Origin of the sequence: Streptomyces vastus, from assembly GCF_039532825.1 — a bacterium.
Classification (GTDB): Bacteria; Actinomycetota; Actinomycetes; order Streptomycetales; family Streptomycetaceae; genus Streptomyces; species Streptomyces vastus.
The window spans coordinates 99,160-119,578 of sequence record NZ_BAAASJ010000021.1; the positions used below are offsets into that span (position 1 = coordinate 99,160).

The 20,419-nt window shown below is 70.4% G+C and carries 19 protein-coding genes and 1 pseudogene; 10 read left to right on the top strand and 10 right to left on the bottom strand.

What is annotated here, in order from left to right; translation table 11 throughout:
• Window positions 1-1,278: 1,278 nt before the first annotated feature.
• Complete coding sequence (locus ABD357_RS44605) at window positions 1,279-1,563, bottom strand: DUF305 domain-containing protein (RefSeq protein ID WP_425584785.1); 285 nt, start codon at window positions 1,561-1,563, stop codon at window positions 1,279-1,281.
• Between the two features lie 378 nt (window positions 1,564-1,941).
• Here ABD357_RS44605 and ABD357_RS09410 point away from each other — a divergent pair, with 378 nt between their 5' ends.
• Complete coding sequence (locus ABD357_RS09410) at window positions 1,942-2,478, top strand: DUF4396 domain-containing protein (protein ID WP_344388919.1); 537 nt, start codon at window positions 1,942-1,944, stop codon at window positions 2,476-2,478.
• An 85-nt stretch (window positions 2,479-2,563) separates the two neighbouring features.
• Here ABD357_RS09410 and ABD357_RS09415 read toward each other — a convergent pair.
• The 7 genes and pseudogenes from ABD357_RS09415 to ABD357_RS09445 all read right to left on the bottom strand — a co-directional run.
• Window positions 2,564-2,753: pseudogene (locus tag ABD357_RS09415) on the bottom strand (peptide-methionine (R)-S-oxide reductase); the annotation flags it as partial.
• 12 nt (window positions 2,754-2,765) lie between these two features.
• Window positions 2,766-3,251: a hypothetical protein gene (locus tag ABD357_RS09420; RefSeq protein WP_344388920.1), complete on the bottom strand. Its 486-nt coding sequence runs from the start codon at window positions 3,249-3,251 to the stop codon at window positions 2,766-2,768.
• Window positions 3,248-3,577: a plasmid mobilization protein gene (locus ABD357_RS09425; RefSeq protein WP_344388921.1), complete on the bottom strand. Its 330-nt coding sequence runs from the start codon at window positions 3,575-3,577 to the stop codon at window positions 3,248-3,250. Before ABD357_RS09425 ends, ABD357_RS09420 begins: the two co-directional genes overlap by 4 nt.
• A gap of 70 nt (window positions 3,578-3,647) precedes the next feature.
• Complete coding sequence (msrB, locus tag ABD357_RS09430; RefSeq protein ID WP_344388922.1) at window positions 3,648-4,055, bottom strand: peptide-methionine (R)-S-oxide reductase MsrB; 408 nt, start codon at window positions 4,053-4,055, stop codon at window positions 3,648-3,650.
• A gap of 13 nt (window positions 4,056-4,068) precedes the next feature.
• Window positions 4,069-5,457, bottom strand: a complete 1,389-nt coding sequence (murC, locus tag ABD357_RS09435) for a UDP-N-acetylmuramate--L-alanine ligase (RefSeq protein ID WP_344388923.1) — start codon at window positions 5,455-5,457, stop codon at window positions 4,069-4,071.
• 193 nt (window positions 5,458-5,650) lie between these two features.
• The gene (locus ABD357_RS09440) at window positions 5,651-6,124 is read right to left on the bottom strand and encodes an indole-3-glycerol phosphate synthase (RefSeq protein WP_344388924.1); all 474 of its coding nucleotides are present in this window, start codon (window positions 6,122-6,124) and stop codon (window positions 5,651-5,653) included.
• A 158-nt stretch (window positions 6,125-6,282) separates the two neighbouring features.
• Window positions 6,283-7,068 carry a pyrimidine reductase family protein gene (locus ABD357_RS09445; protein ID WP_344388926.1) on the bottom strand — a complete coding sequence of 262 codons (786 nt, stop codon included), beginning with the start codon at window positions 7,066-7,068 and terminating at the stop codon, window positions 6,283-6,285.
• A 36-nt stretch (window positions 7,069-7,104) separates the two neighbouring features.
• Here ABD357_RS09445 and zapE point away from each other — a divergent pair, with 36 nt between their 5' ends.
• From zapE to ABD357_RS09490, 9 genes are all read left to right on the top strand, one after another.
• The gene (gene zapE / locus ABD357_RS09450) at window positions 7,105-8,199 is read left to right on the top strand and encodes a cell division protein ZapE (RefSeq protein ID WP_344388928.1); all 1,095 of its coding nucleotides are present in this window, start codon (window positions 7,105-7,107) and stop codon (window positions 8,197-8,199) included.
• A gap of 135 nt (window positions 8,200-8,334) precedes the next feature.
• Entirely contained in the window at window positions 8,335-8,700 is a 366-nt protein-coding gene (locus ABD357_RS09455; RefSeq protein ID WP_344388929.1) for a hypothetical protein, read from the top strand.
• Between the two features lie 180 nt (window positions 8,701-8,880).
• On the top strand, window positions 8,881-9,471 hold the full coding sequence (locus ABD357_RS09460; RefSeq protein ID WP_344388930.1) for a carbonic anhydrase: 591 nt from the start codon (window positions 8,881-8,883) through the stop codon (window positions 9,469-9,471).
• A 7-nt stretch (window positions 9,472-9,478) separates the two neighbouring features.
• On the top strand, window positions 9,479-10,936 hold the full coding sequence (locus ABD357_RS09465; protein WP_344388931.1) for a SulP family inorganic anion transporter: 1,458 nt from the start codon (window positions 9,479-9,481) through the stop codon (window positions 10,934-10,936).
• 142 nt (window positions 10,937-11,078) lie between these two features.
• A complete protein-coding gene (locus ABD357_RS09470) occupies window positions 11,079-11,960 on the top strand; it encodes a slipin family protein (RefSeq protein WP_344388932.1) in 882 nt (293 codons plus the stop codon).
• Window positions 11,961-12,050: 90 nt separating this feature from the next.
• Window positions 12,051-13,427, top strand: a complete 1,377-nt coding sequence (locus ABD357_RS09475) for a PhoX family protein (protein ID WP_344388934.1) — start codon at window positions 12,051-12,053, stop codon at window positions 13,425-13,427.
• A gap of 127 nt (window positions 13,428-13,554) precedes the next feature.
• Window positions 13,555-14,415: an aldo/keto reductase gene (locus ABD357_RS09480; protein ID WP_344388936.1), complete on the top strand. Its 861-nt coding sequence runs from the start codon at window positions 13,555-13,557 to the stop codon at window positions 14,413-14,415.
• An 84-nt stretch (window positions 14,416-14,499) separates the two neighbouring features.
• The gene (locus ABD357_RS09485; RefSeq protein ID WP_344388938.1) at window positions 14,500-14,697 is read left to right on the top strand and encodes a hypothetical protein; all 198 of its coding nucleotides are present in this window, start codon (window positions 14,500-14,502) and stop codon (window positions 14,695-14,697) included.
• Window positions 14,698-14,794: 97 nt separating this feature from the next.
• Window positions 14,795-15,625 carry a peptidyl-tRNA hydrolase gene (locus ABD357_RS09490; protein ID WP_344388940.1) on the top strand — a complete coding sequence of 277 codons (831 nt, stop codon included), beginning with the start codon at window positions 14,795-14,797 and terminating at the stop codon, window positions 15,623-15,625.
• A gap of 506 nt (window positions 15,626-16,131) precedes the next feature.
• On the opposite strand, the gene ABD357_RS09495 is transcribed toward ABD357_RS09490, so the two are convergent.
• The gene (locus tag ABD357_RS09495) at window positions 16,132-17,505 is read right to left on the bottom strand and encodes an NAD-binding protein (protein ID WP_344388942.1); all 1,374 of its coding nucleotides are present in this window, start codon (window positions 17,503-17,505) and stop codon (window positions 16,132-16,134) included.
• Window positions 17,506-17,975: 470 nt separating this feature from the next.
• Window positions 17,976-20,375 carry a beta-alanine-activating enzyme beta-propeller domain-containing protein gene (locus ABD357_RS09500; protein ID WP_344388944.1) on the bottom strand — a complete coding sequence of 800 codons (2,400 nt, stop codon included), beginning with the start codon at window positions 20,373-20,375 and terminating at the stop codon, window positions 17,976-17,978.
• Between the last annotated feature and the right edge of the window lie 44 nt (window positions 20,376-20,419).

Consider the following 20,419-nt stretch of genomic DNA (forward strand, 5'->3'; position numbering starts at 1 on the left):
GTGGAGACGGCTGCGGGACGAAGGCATGTCCGAGGCGGGGGCCGTGGCAACGGTCGGGAGACTCGGACGCGTCGGGGTTCTCACCGTCGAAGCCCTCGGCGGGCGGAGGGGCTTCACTCGAGACCGCGGCCGATCGAACGGGCGGCTCCAGCGCGTGGCGTTGATCGGCGAGGCACGCCGGCAGCATGAACAGCAGGGCGAACAGCGTGCTCCGGATGAGCAGGCTCCTCCGGAGCGGACGTAACCGTGAGGCACGGGAACTGGAACGGGCAGGGATGGGCGGCACAGGTCCTCCGCGGGGCGGTCACTGCCCGTACGGGAGCACTCCCGGTCGGGGCAGGGATCAGTGGGGGGTGAGAGAGAGCCGTCGACCGTCCCGGCGCCACGCCGTGGGCGCTTCGCACAGGAGGTCGGACGTGATGTACCGGTCGCCGGGAGAAGGCATGACGCGGTCTTGGGCCGAGTCCAGGAATCCCGGGAAGGGGGCGACCGGTGCGGAAGGCGCCGACCTAGATACGAAGAACCGTGGAGTCCGCCGCTTGCGTTCTCGGAGCCGCGAAGTCCCGTGCCGCGGCGGCAGCATGGCGGGCGGGCGCGGAGCCGGGCCCCTCGTCGCCGTTCTCCGAGCTCAGCGGAGACAGGCAGGGCACCGCCACATCGGGACCCTGCGGAGGCTGCCCCATCACACAGTCCGCATCGGCGTGCTGCTGTCCGTGGCCGTCGTGATGACCCTCCGGCTGCTCGCCCGTCGGCTGCGCCGAGGTAGCACTCGCAACGTCTACGAGTTCGACGGCGGACCCGGAATGAACGCCCGACGCAGAGACGCCCTTTTCGGAGGCGAGGTGACTCACCGTGGCGTCAGGACTGACGGCATGCGTATACAGCAGACCGAAGAGGAACAGGCCCAACCCCATGACACGCCACAGAGCCGCTGATGAGCGGCTCCTTGGCGTGCGAGATGGAGACCAGGCCGTAATCATGCCGTGATCCTAACCCGACGGCGAGGACCCGGCATGCCGTCCCAGGAGAACATCGCGTGAACCCAGCCACATGAGGGCGCCAAGGTCACCTGATAGGGACAATTGCGCCGAGCTTGTGGGAATTTCACAGTTCGCAAACGACTTGTTCCGCCCCGCTCCAGGGCCGTGAGAAGAGAGGACCGGGTGGCCGGACGGCAGTGTGCACCGCCCGGCACCCCCGCTTCTGTCGCCGCGTCAGCTCTTACCGAGCTTCTTGTTCATCTGCTCGATCTCGGCCGCCTGGGCCGTGATCACGGCCTCAGCGAGCTTCATGGCGGTCCTGGACCCCCTTGATCTTCGCGGCGAGGTCCTTGACCTCCGGTGAAGAGGCGCGGCTGTCGGCCAGTTCGGCCATGTCGACGGCCCGACGGTGGTGCTGGATCATCTCCTCGACGAAGGAGACGTCCTGGTCGTTGTGGTCGCCGGCCTTTGCCGAGGCGGACGCGGACGGGCTGGAGCTGTGGAACGAGACGATCGAGGCGCACCGCCGCGCCGTGCGCGACGCGGGCCCACAGTGACCCTGTCCGGGCTGCGCGACGGACACCCCACACCGGACGGCCGGAGGCCGACGAGCGGGCACGAGCACGACGGCCGCCGCGCAGGGCACTCCGGCCGCTGACTCGTTGCACACAGTTGGCCGGCACCGCGACGCGAACCGCACCACCGCACCACCGCACCACCGCACCACCGCACCACCGCACCACCGCACCACCGCACCACCGCACCACCGCACCACCGCACCACCGCACCACCGCACCGACACCATCTGCGAATCCACAGACGTCGCACACAGCTGGGCCGTGCCCCACCGGCCGTCAGCAAAGGCTCGAAAACACCCTCGCATATATACCCCCGTGGGGTATAAAGTTCTCGACCGTGAGCTCGAGGACGGGCCGCTATCGAGGGGAATGGGGATAAGGACATGGAGCACAGCGCTCACCACACCGGCACCGGGCACGACCAGGCCGCCCACGAGGGCCATCACAGTCAGGCCGACCACGCGATGCCCCACGGCGCGCACGGGAGAGTGTCCTGGGCCATGGCGGCGAAGGCGACGCTCCACTGCCTGACCGGGTGCGCCATCGGCGAGATCCTCGGCATGGTCATCGGCACCGCCCTGATGTGGGGCAACGTGCCGACCATGGTCCTGGCGATCACGCTCGCGTTCCTGTTCGGCTACTCATTCACGCTGTTCGCCGTACACCGGGCCGGCCTGGACTTCAAGACCGCGATCAAGGTGGCGCTGGCCGCCGACACCGTCTCGATCGCGGTGATGGAGTTCGTCGACAACACCATCATCGCCCTCACCCCGGGCGCGATGGACGCCCACCTTTCCGACGGGCTGTTCTGGTTCGCCCTCCTGGGCGGATTCGCGGTCGCCTTCGTGATCACCACGCCCGTGAACAAGTGGATGATCGGCCGCGGCAAGGGCCACGCAGTCGTCCACGCCTACCACTGACAACCTGCCCCACCCACGCGCCGCCCGGGACACCCCCACAGCACGGGGGTATCCCGGGCGGCGCGTTCACACCACCGCACCAGCGTCATTCCTCGTCCGGCACCAACCGCAGTGAAACCGAGTGGATGCAGTACCGCTGGTCCGTCGGCGTCGGGTAACCCTCGCCCTCGAAGACGTGGCCCAGGTGGGAGCCACAGCGCGCACCGCACCTCGGTGCGCACCATCCCGTGCGAATGATCGGACACGAGTTCCACCGCGTCCGAGTCGCGTGGATCGTTCCGCCACGCTCACACCGGGACGACGTGAACGTCCGGCGGCTGCAGCACCTCCAGGTACGCGTGGATGTCATCCGGGTCACTCGTGAAGATCACCGCGCTGCCGTGCCGGGCAGCAGCCAGCGCCACCCACGCGTCCACCGCGTCCGGGCGCTTCTTCGCCGGCAGGGCCGCCTGTCCGAGCGCCGTCCCGATGCGCCGCCAATCGGTGACATCCGGGCCGGTCGCACAGGCCAGACACTCCGGCCGACCCGCCTTCGTCTCCCGCATCGCGGGCTCGGCCGACCGGGCCTGCGGAACCGTGCACCCCTTCAACGCCCCGGCCAGAGCGTGCACCAGGGCCGGGTCGGGACGCCAGACCTGCGCCAGAACAGGACCGAGCACCAGCGCACGGTGCTCGGAAGTGCGCAGCCCTTCGTGCAGAGCGACCGCTTTGGCCTTGCGGTCGGCGAGAGCGACCAGCATGCCGGAGTCGTACACCGGCACCCGCCCACTCACGCGGCGGGTCCCGATGTCCGGCTTCCCCGCCGATCCTCACCTCGCGCCAGCGCCAACGCCTCATCGACGTCTCGGCGCTCCTGCTCGGTCAGCTCCCCCGCCTGGGCCGTCGGCTCCGCCGCAATCGCACCGGCCTCTTCTTCCGCCCGCGCGATCAGTGCGTCCACCCCCGCGAACTGCTCCTCTATGGCATCACTCTCCGCCATCTGTCGCGTCGCCGCGTGCACCAGGTACGCCGAAACGTCCATACCCGCCCGCTCCGCATGCTGCCTGATTCGCTCGGCCTGTGCCTTCTCCAGACTGATGCTGATCCGCGTCTTCGCCATATTGGTAGCGTATGACGCGTATTACGGAGGTTCAAGGGCGGCCGGACCAACTACAAAAGGCGCTTTCTGGTCACTCCTCGCCCGCCACCAGCCGCAACGAGATCGAGTTGATGCAATACCGCTGATCCGTCGGCGTCGGATACCCCTCGCCCTCAAAAACGTGTCCGAGATGCGACCCGCACCGAGCGCACCTCACCTCGGTGCGCACCATCCCGTGCGAATGATCGGACACGAGTTCCACCGCGTCCGAGTCGCGTGGATCGTAGAAGCTGGGCCAGCCGCAGTGGGACTCGAACTTCGTGTCCGAGGTGAAGAGTTCGGCGCCGCAGGCGCGGCAGGAGTAGACACCCTTCGTCTTGGTGTCGGTGTACTCGCCGGTGAACGCGGGCTCCGTGCCGGCCTGGCGCAGGACCGTGTACTCGGCCGGGGTCAGCTCGGCCCGCCACTGCTCGTCCGGCTTTTCGATGTCGTACGACATGAAGCTCAGCCCCTTACTTCGACTGGAGGCGGTCCAGGATGCGCGGGCCCAGGTCGGTCACGTCACCCGCGCCCATGGTGAGAACGAGATCGCCCGGCACGGCCATTCCCGCGACCACGGCGGGGGCGTCCGCCTTGTCGTGCACCGGCGTCACCTCCGCGCCCGCCGCCCGTGCCGCGTCGACGATCAGCTCGCTCGTCACGCCGGGGATCGGGTCCTCGCGCGCCGGATAGATGTCGAGGACGATCGACGCGTCGGCCAGGGACAGTGCCTGGCCCATCTCCCGGCCCAGTTCCTGGGTGCGGGAGAAGAGGTGCGGCTGGAAGACGACGAGGATGCGGCCGGAGGCGCCCGCCCGCATCGCCTCCAGGTCGGCGGTCATCTCCGTCGGGTGGTGGGCGTACGAGTCGATGACCTGCACGCCCGCCGCCTCGCCCTTGAGCTGAAGGCGGCGCTTGACTCCGGTGTACGCCCCGAGCGCCCGCGCGAGCTCGGCCGCGGGGACGCCGAGCGCGACGCCCGCCGCCAGCGCGGCCACCGCGTTGCCCGCGTAGTGCCGGCCGGGCACCGAGACCGTGAAGGTCAGCTCCTCGCCGTCCAGCAGGACCGTGACCTCGCTCTTCAGGCCGTGCGGCACGATCGAGACGATACGTACGTCCGCGTCCTCGGCCTCGCCGTACGTGACGACCCTGGGCCCACCGGAAACTCGCGACGTCAGCTCCCGCGCGCCCTCGTGGTCCGCCGAGATCACCAGTGTGCCGCCGGGCACGATGCGGCCCGCGAACGTCTCGAAGGACTCGTAGATCTCGTCCATGGAGGCGTAGTTGGCGTGGTGGTCCAGCTCCACGTTCAGCACGATGGCCACCTCGGGCGCGTACTTGTGGAAGCTGCGGTCGCTTTCGTCGGCCTCGGCGACGAAGATCTCCCCGTCGCCGTGCAGCGCGTTCGAGCCGGGGGCGTCGAGGTCCCCGCCGATCGCGTACGAGGGAGCCAGGCCGAGCTCCGACAGCGACACCGCCAGCATGGACGTGGTCGTCGTCTTGCCGTGCGTACCCGCCACCGCGAGGGGCCGCAGCCCCTCCATCAGCGAAGCGAGGGCGTCCGACCGGTGGACCACCGGGATCCCGAGCTCGGCGGCCCGGGCCAGCTCCGGGTTGTCCGCACGGATCGCGGACGAGACGACCACGCACGTGGCGTCATCGGCAAGGTGCTCGGCAGCGTGCCCGATGTGCACGGTCGCGCCCAGCGCCCGCAGCGCCTCAGCCGTCGCGGACTCCTTGGCGTCACTCCCCGCCACCTTGGCCCCACGCTGAGCAAGAATCTTCGCGATCCCCGACATCCCGGCCCCACCGATCCCGATGAAGTGCGGTCGGTCCATGGCGGTAGGAAGGCCGGCTGCCATGCGTGTTTCTCCCCAGATGCGGTACGACGGTGAGTGCGCCCCGCTCAGGAGCGCGGCCCCAGCCTATTCGTTGTCGCGGGCGCACAGCGCCCCGACAGGGGCGCGGGGAACTGCGCGACCAGCCACAGCCGTCACGCAGCCGACAAACAAACAACAACCCCTACGGCGCTTCCTGCTCCAGCCCAGCGCAGCGCTACGCCTTGCTGTGCGAGAACAGCTTCAAAACCGGCACCCCCACCTTGTGCCGAGCCCGCGAGGCCCAGTCGCGGTGGAAGAACTCCTCCACGTAGTGGGGATCGGTGAGCACGATCACCTCATCGGCGTCGGCCTCCTCGACAAGGGACTTGAGCGAATCCAGCGGATGGTGCTCGATCAACCGCCCCACCGCCTGCGCCCCCGCCGCCCGCAGGGCGACCAGCGAGACGTCGAGGGCCCGCTGCCCCTCACTGACCGCCTGCTCCCCGGCGGGAGCCTCCAGCTCGTGCGCCGCCTCGTCCAGCGAGCCGAGTGCCACGTCGTCGATGGCCCGCAGCAGCCGGGCCGCCTGCTCGCCGCGGGGCTGGAGCAGCACATGGAAGGCGACCTCCTCGTCCCCGTGCAAACCGGTGACGAACTCCACGTCGGCGGACGTGAGGGCCTTCTCGATCATCAAAACGCTTGTGAACACGACAGGCGCCCCTTCTCCTCCGAGGGCCGTCGTTGGCCCTGCCTCCTCCGTGGACCCGTTTCCAGGCCCGCGAAAATCATCCTGCCCCGTACCCGTACGGATACCGCGAGAACTAGTGTGCCCGCGGAAGCAGACCCGGAACGATCAACTCCGCTGCGTCACGTCCGACGGTATCGGCTGAACAGGAACCCGGCCTCCTCCAGCAGAGACGTCAGCTCGAACCGCCTGGGCACGGCCACCCGAGGCCCCCCGGCGATGCGCTGCGCGTCCCCCGCCGTGAGCATCGGCGAGACCGTGAGGCACAGCTCGTCGAGTACCCCCGCCGCGACCAGCTGACCGAGCAGCCGCGGCCCGCCCTCGGTCAGCAACCGGTGCAGACCGCGCTCACCCAGGGCGCGTACGGCCCGGGCGGGGTCCACACCCATGCCGTCACCGGCGATCACCACCTGGACGCCGGCCTTCTCGGCGGTCGCGATCCGGTCGGGAGCCGCCGCGGCTCCCGTGAGCAGCAGCGTGGGCACCAGGGGCGAGGTGAACAGCGGCAGCGTGAAGTCCAGCTCGAGGCTTGCGCTCACCACCGCGATCGCGGGCGCCGGGCCTTGTCCGGCGGCCTCCCGGAGCGCGGCGAAGTCCTCACGCGCCCGTGCGGGCCGGTAACCCTCCTGCCGTACCGTCTCCGCACCGACCAGCACCACATCCGCGAGGCCCCGCAGCGTGCCGAAGATCCGCATGTCGGTGGCGCCGGAGATGGGCTGTGAGCGGCCGTCGTGCTGGGCGGCGCCGTCGAGCGTGGAGACCATGTTGGCCCGCAGCCAGGGCTCGCGGCCGCCCGGACCGTGCTCGGGATACGCATAGGCCGCGGCCAGCTCGGCCAGGCTCCACTCGCGCTCCGCGTCGCCCCCGGAGGGCGCTGTCTCGTCGGTCACAGGGAACAGGCGTCGCATGTCGGCAGTGTGGCACGCCCCGTAGAGTGAGTAAGCGTGTCCACCTCCACCGCAGCCTCCGGGACCGGCCCGCCCGCCGACGCGACCCCGCTGTCCCTGTGCGCCCGCGAGCCGCACGTCCCCGCGGACCGGCTGGTCGCCGAGATGGTGCCGCCGCCGCGTTTCGACTCGGTCCGCTTCAGTACGTACATCCCGGACCCGAACCAGCCCAGCCAGAGCGAGGCCGTCAGGGTGCTCGACGGCTTCGCGACCGGTCTCGGCGGGGCGCACGCCGGCGGGGCGGGCAGGCGGCGCTGGTTCTCCCGCAAGCCGGAGGCCCGGCCTGCCGGCCCTCGCGGTGTCTACCTCGACGGCGGTTACGGCGTCGGCAAGACACACCTGCTCGCCTCGCTGTGGCACGCGACCCCGGCGGAGCCCGCGCTCAAGGCCTTCGGCACGTTCGTGGAGCTGACGAACCTGGTCGGCGCGCTCGGTTTCCAGCAGACCGTGAAGACGCTGTCCGGTCACCGTCTGCTGTGCATCGACGAGTTCGAGCTGGACGACCCGGGCGACACGGTCCTCGTGTCCACGCTGCTGGGCAAGCTGGTCGAGGCGGGCGTGGCGCTCGCAGCCACCTCGAACACGCTGCCCGGCAAGCTCGGCGAGGGCCGGTTCGCGTCGGCCGACTTCCTGCGGGAGATCCAGGGGCTTTCCGCGCACTTCCGCGCGCTGCGCATCGACGGCGAGGACTACCGCCACCGCGGGCTGCCCGAGGCCCCGGCGCCGTTCTCCGACGAACAGGTCACCGAGGCGGCGTACGCCACCGAGGGCGCCGCGCTCGACGACTTCCCGCAGCTGCTGGCACACCTCGCCCGGGTCCACCCCAGCCGGTACGGCGCGCTGACCGGCGGCCTGAAGGCGGTGTGCCTCACGCATGTCGGGCCGGTCCCGGACCAGTCGACCGCGCTGCGGCTCGTGGTCCTCGCCGACCGGCTCTACGACCGTGAAGTGCCGGTCCTCGCCTCCGGTTTGCCCTTCGACCAGTTGTTCAGCGAGGAGATGCTGAAGGGCGGTTACAGGAAGAAGTACTTCCGGGCCATTTCCCGGCTCACCGCGCTGGCCCGCGACGCGAAGCCGTTGGTGGAGAGCTGACCGCGAGGAACTCTCACCGGCCCCTTCAGGTTCTCTTCAGGGTGAAACGCTAAGTTAACCCTGCAAACAACTTCCCGCGTTAACTTGGTTGTTGACGTGAGAAGCCTTGACCGGAGAGCGGCTGAGAGGGGGCGCATGTTACGAGGCACGACGGCCCGGACGCTGTACTGCGTACTCGCCGCCGTCCTACTGGCCCTGCAGCTCTTTGCTCCCACCGCCTCCGTCGCGTCCGCACACCCGAGGACCGAAACCGCGGGCGACGCCGAAGCGTTCGACTGCGGCGAGGGCAAGCATCTCAACGCCGAGACGCCACCCCTGAGGGTCCGCGACCGGCAGCGCTCCGCGGACTCCGCCCAGGAGAATCCGGCGCGCGCCCTGTGCGCCCGGAATCCCGCGGCCGAGCACGGGGACACAGCACACGCCGTGGCCGCCGAGTCGCTCCGTACGAGCAGACCGTCAAGAGCCCACTCCACGGCGGTACTTCAGGTCTTCCGTTGCTGATCTGACCGCCGGGAACGAACCGTTCACGACCCACCCTCACCACGCCACGTCTGCCGAGCGCGCGACGTGGGGGTCGTGCCGACGTGCCCGCATGCGCTCTGTCTCGTCAACCGACGTGCCGTCACGGCACGTCGGGTACACACCGACGCGCCCTCATGGCGCGCCAGGAGGAACTGACACATGCAGCCCCTCATCGATCACGCACGCTCCTTCCGCAAGCAGTCGGCTGAGCGCCCGGAGGAGTTCGCCCGCCTCGCCGAAGGCCAGTCCCCGCAGGTGCTGTTCATCACCTGCTCCGACTCGCGGGTCGTCCCGGCCCTGATCACCGGAGCCCGGCCCGGTGAACTCTTCGAGCTGCGCACCGCGGGCAACATCGTGCCCCCGTACGCCTCCGAGCAGCCCACCGGTGAGGCGGCCACCATCGAGTACGCGGTGGAGGTCCTCGGAGTCGACGACATCGTCGTCTGCGGTCACTCCCACTGCGGTGCCGTCGGCGCCCTGGTCCGCGACGAGGACCTGACCGCCGTACCCGCCGTCCGCGACTGGCTCGCGCACGCAACACCCAAGCCGACAGGCGCGGTTGAGGACCCGACCGTCACCGACGCCGTTCAGGGCCACATACTCACCCAGCTGCTGCGGCTCCGCTCGTACCCCTGCGTGGAGCGACGCCTGACAGCGGGTCAACTACGCCTGCACGGCTGGTTCTACGAGATCCACACCGGCTCCGTACTGGCCCACGACGCCCAGTCCGACGTCTTCGCGGAGCTCTGAGGCCGCGATGCTCACCAAGTTCCCCTATCTGCGGCAGGACTTCGCCGCCTCCCTCGTCGTCTTCCTCGTCGCCCTGCCGCTGTGCGTGGGCGTCGCCGTCGCCTCCGGCGTACCGGCCGAACTCGGCCTGGTCACCGGCATCGTGGGCGGGCTCGTGACCGGATTCCTGCCCGGCAGCAGCCTGCAGGTCTCGGGTCCGGCCGCCGGTCTGACCGTGCTGGTCTTCGAGGCCGTACGCGAGTTCGGGCTGCCCGTGCTCGGCGTCATCGTGCTGGCCACCGGACTGGTCCAACTCCTCATGGGTGCCCTGAAGTTGGGACGTTACTTCCGGGCCATCTCGGTGGCCGTCGTCGAGGGCATGCTGGCCGGGATCGGGCTCGTCCTGATCGCCGGGCAGCTCTACTCGGCGGCGGGCGTGGAGGCCCCGGCCTCCGGTCTGGCCAAGCTGGCCGGGCTGCCGGGGCTGCTCGCCGACTCGGCCGGATCCGCCGAGGCGATGGCCTCGCTCGCTCTCGGGGCCGGCACGATCGTCGTACTCGTCCTGTGGAAGCACCTGCCGCGACAGGTGCGTACGGTGCCGGGGGCTCTCGGCGCGGTCGCGCTCGCCACGATCGTGGCGCTGGTGTTCTCCCTGCCCGTGGCGACCGTCGAGGTCCAGGGCCTGCTCGACTCGATCCAGCCGCCGGGCTTCGACGCCTTCGGTGAGCTGGCGAGCGTGGGGCTGCTCGGCACGATCGTGGCCTTCGTACTGATCGCCTCAGCGGAGTCGCTGTTCAGCGCCGCCGCCGTGGACCGGCTGCACGACGGACCGCGCACCGAGTACGACGAGGAACTGATGGCGCAGGGCGCGGGCAACACCGTCTGCGGTGTGCTGGGCGCGCTGCCGATGACCGCGGTGATCGTGCGCAGCTCGGCGAACGTCCAGGCGGGCGCGAAGACCAAGGCGTCCCGGGTGATGCACGGTGTGTGGCTGCTGCTGTTTGCGGCGCTGCTGCCCGCGGTGCTCGCCTGCATTCCGCTGCCGGCGCTCGCGGGCATCCTGGTGCACGCGGGCTGGAAGCTCATCCCGCTGCGGGGGATCGTTTCGATGTGGCGTGATCACCGGGGCGAGGCGCTGATCCTGTGCGTCACGGCCGTGTCGATCGTCGCGGTGAACATGTTCGAGGGCGTCCTGATCGGGCTCGGTCTGGCCGTCGCCAAGACGGCCTGGGAGGCCTCGCACATCAAGCTGGAGATCATCGACAAGGGAGCGGGTCCGGTCCAGGCGTACCTGTCCGGCAACGCCACCTTCCTGCGGCTGCCGAAGATCCTCGACAACCTGGAGGCACTGCCCCAGGACCGGCCGGTGGAGCTGGACCTGTCCGGACTGCACCACCTGGACCACGCCTGCCGTACGGCCCTGGAGAACTGGGCCGAGCGGCACAGCGCGACGGGGACCGAGCCGGTGAAGGTCAATACGCCGTAGCCGACCGTCCACGCCGGCGATCAAGATCCTGGTCCGAGGCTCGACCGGAGCCTCGGACCAGGCATATTGTGAAAAGAGCGACATAAGGCTACGTAAGGGACGCCTCGAACGACAGGGCCTCGACCGGCAGGGGGTCGTCATCGTGCTTGAGGAGTTGCTGGCCGCGGGCGTGGCGGCCGGGAGCGCGGGGCTGGTGTACGTCGCGGCCGCGGCACGGATCGTCAGGCAGTACGAGCGGGGTGTCGTCCTGCGGCTCGGGCGGCTGATGGGTGAGCCCCGCCGGCCCGGATTCACCATGATCATCCCCGCCATCGACAAGCTGCACAAGGTGAACATGCAGATCGTGACGATGCCCGTGCCCGCCCAGGAGGGCATCACACGGGACAACGTGACGGTGCGGGTCGACGCGGTGGTCTACTTCAAGGTCATCGACGCGGCCAACGCGATCATCCGGGTCCAGGACTACCGCTTCGCGGTTTCACAGATGGCGCAGACCTCGCTGCGTTCGATCATCGGCAAGAGCGACCTCGACGACCTCCTGTCGAACCGCGAGAAGCTCAACCAGGGCCTGGAGCTGATGATCGACAGCCCGGCGGTGGGCTGGGGCGTACAGGTCGACCGGGTCGAGATCAAGGACGTGTCCCTGCCGGAAACAATGAAGCGGTCGATGGCCCGGCAGGCCGAGGCCGACCGGGAACGCCGGGCCCGGATCATCAACGCCGACGCGGAACTCCAGGCCTCGAAGAAGCTGTCGCAGGCCGCCGGGGTGATGGCCGAACAGCCCGCCGCGCTCCAACTCCGGCTGCTGCAAACGGTCGTGGCGGTCGCCGCCGAGAAGAACTCGACGCTGGTGCTGCCGTTCCCGGTGGAGTTGCTGCGGTTCCTGGAGCGGGCGCAGCAGGCCCAGCCCTCTCCAGCCCTCGGCGAACGGGGTGAGTCCACGGCTCCGCCGACTGCCCCGACGCCCCCGCCGTCCGGGCCTCCTGACGATCAGTCATCACCTGTGTCGCCCGACGATCAGTGAGACGCCACGCTACGCGCGTGGTTCACGCGGCCTCCGCCGCGTGGTACACACGTGCGGGTCACAGTCCTGTCCGCCAACAGGAAGGCCCCCATGTCCGCCACACGACGGCAAGTACTCGCCCGGTCCGGTGCCCTGGGAGCGGGCATCGCGTTCTCCGGTGCCCTGTCCGAACTCTTCACCGGTACGGCCACCGCGCTCGGCCACTCCGGATACGGCCCACTCGTCCCCGACCCCAAGGGCCTGCTCGACCTGCCGGAAGGTTTCCGCTACCGCGTGCTGTCCCGCGAGGGCGACGAACTCCGCTCCGGCGAGGGCAAGGTGCCCGGCAACCACGACGGCATGGCCGCCTTCGCCGGGCGTTCCGCAGGCAGGCACTCAGGCCGCGTCCACCTGGTCCGCAACCACGAGAACCGCAACACCGCGACGCTCGCCGTCCCGACGGTCAAGGGACTGACGTACGACCCGATGGGCAAGGGCGGCTGTACGACGCTGACGCTCGACGAGCACGGAAAGGTGCTCGGGGAACGGGTCGCCATCGCCGGTACCGCCGTCAACTGCGCGGGCGGACCCACCCCTTGGGGCACCTGGCTGACCTGCGAGGAGAACGAAGACAAGGCCGGCACGAACGGCTACACCAAGGACCACGGCTTCATCTTCGAGGTCGACCCGGCGGATCCGTACCGCACCGGTGCCGTGCCGCTGACCGCGATGGGCCGCTTCCAGCACGAGGCGATCGCCGTCGACCCGAAGCGCGGCATCGTCTACGAGACCGAGGACGCCTTCGAGAAGCCCTTCGGCCTCTTCTACCGCTTCCTGCCCAACAAGCCGGAGGGCGGCAGGAGTTCGCTCCGCGCGGGCGGCCGGCTCCAGGCGATGCGCGTGCCGGGCGTCCCGGACCTGTCCACGATCCAGGAAACGGGCGCCACGTTCGACGGCGTCGAATGGGCGGACGTACCGGACCCGCTCGCCGCCCAAACCCCCATCCGCCTCCAGGACTTCGGCCCCAAGGGCATCACCCACGCCCAGAAACTGGAGGGCTGCTACTGGGGCGGCCGGAGCGTGTACTTCGTCTCGTCCTTCGCCCGCAGCGCCGAGGGCTCCGCCGCCGACCACTACGGCCAGATCTGGCGCTACGACCCCGCCGCCCGCTGCCTCACCCTGGTGATCGTCTTCGGCCCGGACACCGACGTGCAACTTCCCGGCGAGTCCCCCGACAACATCGCCCTCGCCCCCACCGGCGGCCTGATGGTCTGCGAGGACGGCGAGGGAGCCCAGCACGTGTACGGCGTGACGCGGCGAGGCGAGGTGTACGCGATGGCCCGCAACCGCCAGAACATCGGCACGCCCGAGGAGCCCGAGTGGGGCGAGTTCGCGGGCGTCACCTTCTCCCCGGACGGCAAGACGATGTACGTGAACTGCTATCGCCCGGGGACGACGTTCGCGGTGACGGGGCCCTGGCGAAGGTAGCCCCGCCACGCGGTGCCGAGCGATTCATCACCACTGCTGCTCAAAGCGATCGGATTCTCGTGTTGGACGGCAAAAAAGTCGGGGAGGAGGCTGGGCGTACCGAATGACTCCCCCAGGAGGAACCTCCATGCAGACACGCACCATCGGCGAGGTCCAGGTCGGCGCGATCGGTCTGGGCGGTATGCCGATGTCCATCGAGGGGCGCCCCGACGAGCGGCGTTCGGTCGCGACGATCCACGCCGCGCTGGAGGCCGGCGTGACCCTGATCGACACCGCGGACGCCTACCACCTGCACGCCCACGAGGTCGGCCACAACGAGTCCCTGATCGCCCGTGCAGTGGCCGAGTACGGCGGAGACACCTCGGACGTGCTGATCGCGACGAAGGGCGGTCACCTGCGTCCGGGCGACGGCTCATGGACGCAGAACGGCTCGCCGGAGTACTTGAAGAAGGCCTGCGACGCGTCGCTTGAGCGGCTCGGCGTCGAGGCCATCGGGCTCTACCAGTTCCACCGGCCGGACCCGAGGGTCCCCTACGCGGAGTCGGTCGGGGCGATCCGCGATCTGCTGGACGCGGGCAAGATCCGCTTCGCGGGTATCTCGAACGCTGATCCCGATCAGATCCGGGAGGCAGGCGAGATCCTCGGCGGCCGGCTGGTGAGTGTGCAGAACCAGTTCTCGCCCAAATTCCGCTCCAGCGAACCGGAGTTGGAGCTCTGCGCGGAACTGGGCATCGCGTTCCTGCCGTGGAGCCCGCTGGGCGGGATCGCACAGGCCGGTGAACTGGGCTCGCGGTTCGCCGTGTTCGCGGACGTGGCGCAGGCGCACGGAGTGAGCCCGCAGCAGGTGTGCCTGGCGTGGATGCTCGCGAAGGCGCCGGTGGTGATCCCGATTCCGGGTTCCTCACGCCCCGAGACCATCCGCGACTCGGTCGCCGCGACGGAGCTGAAGCTGTCCGCCGAGGAGCTGACCCGACTCGACGCGGCGTGACGAGCTGACGAGGAGCGCGGAGGAGGCGGGTTCACCGGTGCGGGCATCGTCGCACCGGGTCCGGCCCCGGCCTACGCTGAAGCCATGAGCGACTACTGCGGCGCCGGTGGCTCCGAGGCCGCCCGGGAGGCCCCGGATGCTCCGGCGAGGGCCGAGGGCCCGCCATTCGCCGAGTGCGTGCTGTGCCAAAAGCCCACGGAGTACCCGGAGTCGTACAAGGGGATCACGCTGTGCCCCGTCTGCGAGTGGCAGGAGGCGCAGCGCACCACCTGCTCCGGGTGATCAACTGCGGCGCGCGGTGAGCGCGTACGCCACCGCCGTGCCCATACGTTCGGCCGCGCGCAGAGGAACCGATCTTGCGCCTGGCAGACTGGAGGGCGTGAGCAGCGACCAGACGACCACTCCGGGCGGCCAGGCCGGCAGTGAGGACAGCCCCTTCCGCCATGAGCAGACCGACCGCGACAAGGCGCCCCAGTTCGTACTGCCGTTGGTCGTCCGTATCGAGCGGAGCGAGCCCCCGGCGCGTACGGACGCACTGGAAACCGCTGCCCGCGCCGTCCTGGTGATGCTCAGCGACGAGCGGTCGCAAGGGGGTGGGGGTACCTCCCGCTCGTGGGGGTCCCCCCGCTCGAGCGAAGCCGAGAGTGGGGGAGAGTGGGCGCAGGCCATGCGGGACTGGGAGGACGCCCGGATCCGCAAGGTGGTGCGGCGGGCGCGGGGCGCCGAGTGGCGGCGGGCCGAGGCGTTGCCGGGCATCACGGTCACGGGCAGGTCGGCCGAGGTGCGCGTCTTCCCGCCGGTCCCCCTGGACGGCTGGCCCAAGGACCTGGCCCGCCTTCAGGTCTCCGGCACGGAACTCGACGACCCGGAAGCACCGGGGGACCCCGACCCGACGTCCCCCGTGCTCTGGCTCAGCCCCGATGTCGACATGTCGGCCGGCAAGGCCATGGCCCAGGCCGGTCACGGCGCCCAACTCGCCTGGTGGGAACTCCCCGACGAGGCCCGCAAGGCCTGGCGCGACGCCGGCTTCCCCCTCTCCGTCCGCACCGCGCCTCCTGCCCTGTGGGCCCAACTCACCACGAGCGGGATCCCGTTGGTACGCGACGCGGGTTTCACGGAGATCGCGCCCGGGCTGACCGTCGCGGTCGAGGGATACGAGCGGGCCGGCGCCCTGCCGGAAGGCGCGCGACGACCGGCCACCTGGCACTGAGTACGCGGCATCGTCCGGCAGAGCGACGGCTCCTGCCGCCTGGCCCAGGGTGACCCGCAGGATGCGGTCCGCGCCGTCCGGCCGGCCTCCGGGGGTGCGGATTTGCGGTGACCGAGGGGCGCAGGGTCCCCGCCCCACCCGGCAACCGTGCCCCCACGGCCCGGCCGGGTGGCAAGCGTCCGGCGCGGCGGGCCCCCACGCACCCGACCCACTCCAGCCAGGAGCGGAGAAGGCAGCAGGAACCGAACACGATCGGCACCCCCGACCGGCCACACCGGCCGGACGGGGCCAGACTCGGGGCAGGCTTCCACCGCCACGCCCACACCACCCCCGTCCGAAGACGGCCGTGGCCGAGTCACCCTCCGAAGCGGTCCCGGACACCCGGGATCACCCAGGAAGCCCAGGCCGATTAGAGATGCTGTAGACGTGGTTGCCGAAGGGCCCGGGGGCCGGATCCCCGGAGGTGGTCAGGCGCAGAATCACTTGACCCGGACCACTTGAACGAATCAGGTGTCCTGCTGGTGATGGCACCGCGACCCGTGCGGCCACTGGGTGAACGCCCCGTTCTCACGCTCCACCAGCAGCCGTCGGCCCTGAGCGAGCACGCCGCGTGGCCGTAGGCCAGTAAGGCTCGCGGTCGTGTAGGCGGCGCTCAGGCTGGCGAGGTCGCGGACGATGCCGATGCTGAACAGGGACTGAGTCTCGGCTATGGCCTCATGGTCGCCCGCCCGGATGACGACCCGCAGATCGGGTGCGACGGCCCGTGCGGCCACGGCCACCGCGATGTTGTCCAGGTCGTCGGAGGCGACGGCGGCCATGGCGTGGGCCATGTCGAGGCCGAGCTTGCGCAGCACGAACCTGTCCCGGGCGTCGGCGACGACGACGGGGATGCCGAGTGCCTTCGCCAGCCGGAGGTTGGGGGCCGCAGGGTTGCGTTCCACCGCGATCACACCGAGGCCGAGCGCCTGCAACCGGGTGCACAGCCGGAGCCCGACCTGTCCGAATCCGACGACCACCACGTGGCCCGCCCGGGGAAGTGCCCGGGGACCCACCATGCCGATCGAGCGCGGGGCCAACAGACGGTCGACCATTCCGGCGGTGAAGACGGCGGTGAACACGATGGTGATCAGCATGGCGATACTGCTGAACACCAGGTAGGCGGGCCCGCCGTGCGCGGCTGCGGGTCCGACGGTAGCCAGGGTTCGCGCCGCTTCGAAGAGGGCTTCCATCGGCGGCCGGTGGTTGAGGGTCACGGACCAGATCCAGTCCGCCAGCAGTACCGCGAAGAGACCGGCAAGGCCGGTCAGCATGATCCGTGAGCTGCCGTCGTGCGGTCGCAGCTGGCCCCTGACCTTGCCCAGCCGTGCCCGGTATCTCAGGGAGCGCGGCGGCCGGTAGGTATCGAGGCGTACGGCGTCCTCCTCCCAGCGGGCGCCGACATGTCCCGCGGGCGTCCGGCTGAGCGCCAGCAGCTCGGGCTGGAGGCAGGCGGCCAGCAGGACGGGGGCGGCGACATCGGCCGGTGAGGTGACCCGGCAGTTGGGGACCGTTCTCTCGAGTTGGCCCGCGACCGTCCGGTCGAAAACCGTCACCACCAGGGCTACGCCTGGACAGATGTGCTCGACCGCGAGCGCGTAGCGCAGGGACTCGACATCGTCGTCGAAGAGAACCGCGACGCCTGCCACCTTCCGGTCCAGGGCCCGCCGCAGTTCTTCGTCCGTGGGTTGGGTCATGTGGCACACGACGTTCCCTGCCGAATGCAGCGAACCGCAGACCCTGCGCGCCGCATCGCTGCCGATCACGACGTAGTACTGCTGCTGTGCCTCGTCCCCGGTGAACTCCGAGAGTTCAGAGGGGTCAGAGAGCGAAGGCGCAGTCATCTGAGCGGTAGGGGTCGCAGTCGAGGCATCGGAGGGTCCGGCAGCCGCCGCATCCGATGAGCAACCGGCCGCAATGGCATGTGGGGTCACTCGGATCATCGGATTCCCGGTCCGTGACCGGTTGGCGGCGGATACCGGCGGCTGCCGGCACGGGACGCCTGCTGGCGAAGCTCATGGACTACTCCCATCGGGGTGGAGCACGATTGGCGGGGCACGGTGACACGGCGCCGGCGCGTACAGGCAGTGGAGAGCGGTACGGGATGGAAGGCCCCCTCGGCGGCGGAGCAGGCCGAGCTCGTCGGCGAAGCTGGGCGGGGATCACCCGCGTGGAATGCCGCGACACCGAACGTAGGGCGATCCCGTCTCTCACGCTATGAGCAGATGTCACGCCCCTGACCCCCTTGAATCCGACAGATGCTCAAGGGACGTGGCGAACACCGGGGGCACACGCGCCAGTCTCCCCGCGGCGCTCAGCGGTTGACCGCGAACACCGTGCCGCTGTCGTTGCCCACGTACACCGTGCCGCCGGTCGCCGCGGGTGAGGAGCGGATGTCCTCGCCGGTGCGGTGCCTCCACCGCTGCTTGCCCGTGTCCTTTCGTACGGCATAGAGGTTGCCGTTCTTGCTGCCCACGTACACGACGTCGCCGAGGACGGTCGGCGACGAGTAGACGATGGTGCCGATCGTGAAATTCCACCTCTGCTTCCCGGTGAGGGCGTCGACCGCGTACAGATTGCCGTCGTCGCTTCCCACGTAGACCACTCCGTCGGACACCACCGGTGAAGAGCCCACGCCGCCCCGTGTGGCGAAGGTCCAAAGGCGTTTGCCCGTATCGCAGTTGACGGCGTAGAGGTTGCCGTCGTAGCTGCCCGCGTAGACGACGCGGTCCGCGATCGCCGGTGAGGACTTGACCTCGCCGTCCGTGTCGAAGGCCCAGGCGCGTTCTCCGGTCACCGCGTCGATGCCGTACAGCCGGAAGTCCTCGCTGCCGACGAAGACCTTGCCCCACGCGACCACCGGGGAGGAACGGATCCGGCCCTCGGCGGCGAACGCCCACTTCCGGTCGCCGGAACGGGCGCCCACGGCGTACAGCCGGCCGTCGTCACTGCCCGCGTAGACCACTCCCCCGGCGACCACGGGTGAGGAGTTGACCTCTCCGCCCGCGGTGAACTGCCAGCGCTGGTCGCCGGTCTTCACGTCGACGGCATACAGGTGATAGTCCGCGCTGCCGAAGTAGGCGAGGCCGCCGGCCACGGCGGGACAGGTGTAGACGCCGTTACCGGTGCTGAACGCCCAGCGTCGCTTGCCGGTTTCGGTGTCCAGGGCGTACATGTTCCCGTCCTTGCTTCCGGCGTACACCAGCCCGCCCGCGGCGAGGAGGGCGGGCGCCACCGGGCCTCCGGTGCTGTACGTCCATCTCCGGCTGCCCGGTGTCGGGCCGGTCCCGGGGTCGTTCAGGGGGTCGTTGCCCGCGCTCTCGTCGGGGTCGTCCTGGTCGCCGCGCCCCAGCCAGTAGGTGCCCGCGCCCACTGCGGCGACGGTGCCTGCTCCGGCGAGCGCGATCAGCACGCGGCGACGGGTGGGCGTATCGGGATCGCGGTCTCCCCCGCCACCCGGAAGCGGTCCGCCGGTCGGCAGCGGTCCGCTGCCCGACGGCCCGGGTGATGGATCGCCCGACGGCCCGGGTGGTGACGGCTGCGGTCGCAATCGCGCGTCCGTCCAGGTGGGCGGACCGCTCGGGGGTACGGGGCCCGGGACGCCCGGACCGGAGTACCGCGGGCCCTCGGGCGAGGCGACGGTCGGTGTCCGGAGCGCCTCGGATGCCCACGCGGTTTGCCCGGACGGCTCCTGCGGCAGGCGGGGATCCACCGCGACCCCGGTTCCCCCGACTCCGGCCCCGGCTGTGGCGGGCCGCCGGCCCGTCTCCGGCACCTGGCCGCCCATGCCGGCCTCCTCGGCCCGCCGCACCGAGGCGGCCACCGGCGCGGGCAGCCAGGCCCCGCCGTGCAGGGCGAGGGTGACTGTGTCCTTTCCGTACTGGCCGTACGCCGCCGTGGGTGACGGAAGGATGCGACGGGCGAACTCCGCGAGCAGCTCCGCGACCGTGGGCCGGCGTGCCGGATCCTTCTCGAGGCAGTGGGCGAGGAGCGGGCGCAGCCCTTCCGGTACCGCGGACAGGTCGGGCTCGTCGTGGACCACGCCGAAGCCGATCCCGGCCGCAGGGCCAGAGCTGAAGGGCGCCTCGCCACAAGCGGCGAAAACAAGCACGCTCCCGAGGGCGAACACATCGGCGGGCGTACCGGCGCGTCCACCCGTCAGCTGCTCGGGCGACATGAACGCGGGCGTGCCGACGACGACTCCGCTGCGGGTCAGCGAACTCGAACCGGCACTGATCGCGATCCCGAAGTCGATCACCTTGGGCCCGTCGGGAGCCAGCAGCACATTGGAGGGCTTGAGATCCCGGTGCACGAGGCCCGCCGCATGGATGGCCTGGAGCGCCTCGCTCAGCCCGGCGCCCAGCGCGAGCACCGAGGATTCGGGCAGCGGACCGTGCCGCGCGATGGTGGCGTCGAGCGAGATACCCGCGACATGGACGGTGGCGAGCCACGGCGGGTCTCCGTACGGATCCGCGTCGACGACCGCGGCCGTGAACGCCCCGCTGACAGCGCGGGCGGCGGCCGCCTCCCGGGCGAACCGCTGCCGGAACTCGGGGTCGTCGGTGAGTTCGGGCCGGATCGTCTTGACGGCGACCGCGCGCCCGCCCGGCGACCGCCCCAGGTAGACGCGCCCCATCCCGCCGGCTCCGAGGCGGCCCATGATGCGGTACGGGCCCACCTGCCGCGGGTCGCTGCTTTCCAACGGCTGTGCCATGGGCCCCCCTGACCCCGCCGGAGGGTCTCGCCCCCCGGATGTCT